Below are 5134 nucleotides of genomic sequence, written 5' to 3'. Positions count from 1 at the left end.
TTGGTGCCATATTTTGCGATTACTTCCTGTTGAATAGCGAGAATTTTTAGAGCCTGGGCAATAATCCGTTTTGCAGTCCCCCAAACCAAAGGAATGGCAAATAAATTCCAAATGCCATAATTGAAGGCAACGTCAGTGTAAACCAGGGTAGATTGTTCTGTTTCGGGCACCGATTGGCTAGTAATAAATAAATGACGTTGGGCATTAAATTTATATTCCACAGAAGTGATATTCGGCATCATAAACCGGTCAGTATGACTAATTTCATTGCCCTGGGAATTGAGAAATTTGCCCCACCAACCCAAATTATTATTTTCGTTGTAATACTCAGCTTTGACTTGTCCTTGATGGCGATGCACAGTCATTTGTATGGCTTGCCGCTGGGCAGTGCGAAAAATACCTGGATGCACCGAAGCTGTGTGGGGAATGTCAATGAAATTCTCAACGCAGTTAGTGACGTTATTGGCAAATTGGTGGATTAATCTTATCCTCTGCCAACCTTTTTTACCATACTGGGGTAAAGCAAAAGGGGGGTGAATGGGGTTCCCTAAACAGACATAAATAAAGCCTTCCTGCTCCATCGTTTGGTAACATTTTGTCTGCAAATTTTCCCTTGGTTTAAACTGCTGACCTTCCGCTGGCACACCAATAACTTGGCCTCGATGATCATAAATCCAACCGTGGTAGGGACAGTGAAGATTACCTTGCTTTACCGAACCGCAGGAAAGGCGACTATGGCGATGGACACAACGATCCTCCAAGGCGATCGCCGTGCCATGGTGATCTCGAAAAATTGCTAACCATTGCCCCAAAATTTGCCGAGCCAAAACTTGGCCAGACTTTAAATGCCTACTTTCCGCGGCCACATACCAAAAATCTTCAAATTTCATCGCTTTGATAGGTTCTAATCGCAATATCTCCCGTTAACTTAATTTGACAGGCCAATCTAGCTTGGGCGTCATCGGGGGCCAAAATAGCCAACAGTTCCCTTTCCTCGGCCTCTGGAGGAGGGAGTTCCCCCACAACCCGCACTAGACAGGTACCACATAATCCTGTGCGACAACCGAATAAAATTGGCGAGTTCTCTGGGGTTAAATATTCCCCTAGACGAGCATTAAATTGTAATGATAGGAGCGAAAAATTACTTTCAGGGAAGGAAATTATGCAATGATTCATAATTTTCAAAATTGGCGATCGCCTATGTATGACGATACGGGCAAGTATGGTGTCAAAGCCTAAACTTCCAATGAGACAGTAGCATCGCAAAATATGGTCCGCTTTAAAAAAGAAGTTTTCTAACTCCTTTTGGATAGAAATCAAGGCCTTGCTAGCAACTCAAATTGTCCAGATAGAAGTAAAAAGCAACAAGCCACTTCTCAAACTCTCATTTGATGGATATTGCAGAAGTTTTCCAATTCAATGGAGATCCTGAAGCAATGCAAGGGCGATCGCCGACTGGAAAAGTCTTGTTAGTTGATTTAATTCCTAGCAGTTTCTGCCAAAAATTGGTCAATGGTATCTAGTAGTTGGTTTGGTTGGAAAGGTTTGGTAAGGTAGCCACTGGCACCTAGGGCCTGGGCTCGGCTACGGTGGAGGGGATTTTCCCTGGAAGTAAGCATAATCACCGTCAAGCTATGCCATACCCGGTGGGCCCGCACCAATTGCAGGAGGCTAAAGCCGTCCATATTGGGCATTTCGATGTCACACAGGGCTAAATCAATGCCTTGGTTCTGCCGGTTGAGCAAATCCCAGGCTTCCTTGCCATCCCGACATTGGATCAAACGGAAAGTGCCCCCCAATACCCGTTGTAAAGTCCGCCGTACTGTGACGGAGTCGTCTATGACCAGAATGGTTGTTTGGCCAGTACCAACGACGCTGGGGGCTTGGGTCAGGGTGGGTTCCATGCGCCAGAGCACAGCAAAATTGTTGGGAATTAATACAGGCACCACATCCCCAGTCCCCAGCACAGTGCAACCCGCCACATAGGAAGGAATGGGGGTGATGGCATCCAAAGCCTTGACCACTAGGGGCCGTTCATCGACAATTTGCTCCACCGTTAACAATGCCGGGCGATCGCCGAGGTTGACCATGAGGCCGACTTTATGGGGTAAGCCGGGGGAAGGACTAAAACCCTGGGGATAAATTTGGGGTAACACCTCATCCAGGGGGCGGGCTTCCATAATTTGGGATTGCCACTCCACCCGGCCATTTTTAACGGGGTAATCATCCAGGGGCAAAATACGCAACACAATTTCGGAAGGAAACGCCAGTAACCGCTGTTGATAGCGCACCAACAGTAGGGGCACAATGTTAAGGCTGAGGGGAATACGGATGAGAAAACGACTGCCCTGGCCCAGTTTAGTTTCCACCGTCAATGTCCCCCGCAGGGCTTCGATCATCTGCTTGACAATGTCTAGCCCCAGGCCCCGGCCGGACAGGTTGCTAACCTCCGCCGCGGTGGAAAATCCCGGCTGGAAGAGAAAATCAAGTATTCGGGCTTCGGCCATGCTCCCTGATTGTGCTTCCGTTAACCAACCCAGTTCCACTGCTTTGCGGGCAATTTTCTCTGGATCAATGCCCCGACCGTCGTCGGCCACAGTGATCAACACTTGGTTATTAGCCGTGCTGGCGCTGAGGGTGATGGTTCCCTGGGGGGGCTTGCCCTGGGCCTGGCGTTCCGGCACAAATTCTAGGCCATGGTCAAAGGCATTGCGGATTAAATGGGTGAGGGGGGTGCGTAACTGGTCGAGAATGGCCACCTCCACCAAGGTTGTTTCCCCTTCAACCGCAAACTGTATCGGCTTTTTATGGCGATCGCCTAATTTTTCTAGGGGTTGGGCAAAGGATTGGGCCAGACCCCGAAAGGGCACCAGACGGGATTGGGTCAACTCACTATCCAACTGATGGAGGGATTGACTCATTTGAATCAAAGTTTCCTGCAAATCCCGTTCCACTAAATCCACGTCTTCCTGGATTTCCTGCACCTGCACCATCAGTTCTTGAAACCTCTGCAAAATGCCGTGGACAGCAGTGTAACTATCCATTTCCAACGCGTCAAAGTCCACTAACCCCGCTATGCCTAGACTACTTTGGCCTTCACTGGGCTCCCCTCCATTGCCGGGGATGACTTTGGTTTGGTCACTAAAGGACAATTCGTCATAGAGAGACTCCACCTGTTCCCGCATGGGGATTAACTGTTGTCCCCGTTTTTTCAAATTACGACTGGCCTGGCGCAGTTGTTTGTCGTATTCCAATAACCTCTCCTGGTTGATTAGCAGTTCGCTGACTGTGTTGCTCAGTTTATTGAGGCGATCGAGGGGAATACGGAGAGTTTGGCGGCTAGTGGTCGGCCTAACTGCGACAGGCGATTTTACGGGGAGCGGTGCTGACGCAGTAACGGTAACAGGGACTGGCTCAGTCTGGGCCATGGTCACAGGGACTGGGGCTTCTACGATGGCCACTGGGGGTGGATCTGCTGGGGGCGTTAATTCCCCTGCTAGAAACTGCGCCCTTAGGGATCTCAACGTGGCGATCGCCGGAGGGATAAAGCTGGGCAAATCAAGGGAAGGCTCGGCTAGTTGGGCCCGGAATTCCTTGGCGGTTTCCTCTAGCCATTCACAGCTAAGGGCCTGGCCCAGAAGAGTACATTCCTCCAGTAAAAGACTAAAACTTTCCCGCAATTCCCCGGCCGTGCCGCCCCGTTCCAACCGACGTTCCACCCGATCTAAACAGGCCTCCAATTCCACCGAGAGGGAAGTCCGCACAAATTGAGACACATTGCCACTAACCGTTTCCCCCTGGGCAGGCTGGGGTTGACAGGTGGCCAGAAATTCCCCTAGGGCCAAGGCTAGTTCCGGTGGCTCATCCGTATCCAGCAACTGGCCACTGTTAGCTAACTCCACCATGGCCTGGGTTTCTTCAATGGTCATGCCAATCAAACCCACTGCCACGGAGGTATCTTCCACCCTTCCTTGTTCCAGGGCTTCAAATAAATCCTCTAGGCGATGGCAAAGGGTTTGCAGGGGAGTGAGGGCCGACATGCCCGCTCCCCCCTTCAGGGAATGGGCCGCCCGTCCCATATCTTGGATTAATTTCTGACGTTGCTGGGCATCCCCGGCAGAGTTCAACACCTGTTCCAAGGACTGAAAACCCACTGTCAACTGTTCTAAACATTCCGGCGCATCTTCCTCCAGAAAGGCCTGGCGGGCTTCGGCGGTAATGGCGGCGAGGGTGGCAGCATCAAACATACGTTGACCAGATGGAGAGTTAGGCGTTTGGACGAGGCATGGAAAAATTTTTGACCTATTCCACTTTGAATTTACCGGCGGCGGTTTGTAGATCCACAGCGGTTTTAGCCAGGGACTGGAGGGATTGGGATACCTGCTGAGATTTATCGGAGGTGGATTTTGCCACACTGGCTACGTTCTGTACCGTTTCCGTCACCGTCTGGGAGGCCAACCGTTGGGATTCGGTGTTACGGGAGATGGAATCGAGGAGGCCATCAATTTCCTCACTAATTTGGGTCAGATTTTGCAGGGTTTCCTTGGTTTTTTGCACTAGTTGGGTGCCAGTGACCACCTCGTTGGTGCTTTCTTCCATTAGTTGGCTCATTTGGGAGGTTTCTTCTTGGATGCTCAGAATTACCTGTTCAATTTCCTGGGCAGAAAGGGTGACCATTTCCGCTAGACGCCGTACCTCATCCGCAACGATCCGGAAGCCCTGGCCATTTTCCCCTGCCCGAGCGGCTTCAATGGAGGCGTTAAAAGCCAACAAGTTGGTTTTTTCGGAGATACCAGCGATAATACCGACAATTTTAGAGATTTCCAGCGAAGATTCCGCCAATCGCTTCGATTTTTTGGAAATTTCTGCTACCCGCCCCCGCACTTTATAGATACTGTCCACCGTTTGGTCCATGGTGTTTTGCCCCTGCTGGGCGGCTTCGTTACCCTGTTTGGCGATCGCCGCTGCCGTTTGGGCACTTTTAGCTACGGATTCAATGGATTGGGCCATTTCTGCCACCGAAGCCGTGGCCGATTCCAGAGCCCGGGCCTGTTCCAGGGCATTGTCAGACAAATTGGTGATCTCCTCACTATCTTCCTGGGCCTGGCCACTTACCTCCGTCGCCGTATCCACC

4 protein-coding genes are annotated in these 5134 nt (G+C 50.7%); all 4 read right to left on the bottom strand.

The window, feature by feature from the left end; translation table 11 throughout:
* Positions 1-890, bottom strand: an 890-nt coding sequence (locus IQ219_RS16570; protein ID WP_194073334.1) for an aromatic ring-hydroxylating dioxygenase subunit alpha, incomplete at its 3' end; no start/stop codon positions are given.
* Positions 880-1176: a 2Fe-2S iron-sulfur cluster-binding protein gene (locus IQ219_RS16565; RefSeq protein ID WP_194018741.1), complete on the bottom strand. Its 297-nt coding sequence runs from the start codon at positions 1174-1176 to the stop codon at positions 880-882. The genes IQ219_RS16570 and IQ219_RS16565, both read right to left, overlap by 11 nt.
* 302 nt (positions 1177-1478) lie before the next feature.
* Positions 1479-4247: a hybrid sensor histidine kinase/response regulator gene (locus IQ219_RS16560; protein ID WP_194073333.1), complete on the bottom strand. Its 2769-nt coding sequence runs from the start codon at positions 4245-4247 to the stop codon at positions 1479-1481.
* A 55-nt stretch (positions 4248-4302) separates the two neighbouring features.
* Positions 4303-5134, bottom strand: an 832-nt coding sequence (locus tag IQ219_RS16555) for a methyl-accepting chemotaxis protein (RefSeq protein WP_194073332.1), incomplete at its 5' end; no start/stop codon positions are given.

The organism is Synechocystis sp. LEGE 06083 (genome assembly GCF_015207725.1).
GTDB classification, from domain to species: domain Bacteria; phylum Cyanobacteriota; class Cyanobacteriia; order Cyanobacteriales; family Microcystaceae; genus Synechocystis; species Synechocystis salina.
Note: the sequence above shows the minus strand (reverse complement) of the source record. Positions and strands in the feature narration are given on the sequence as shown.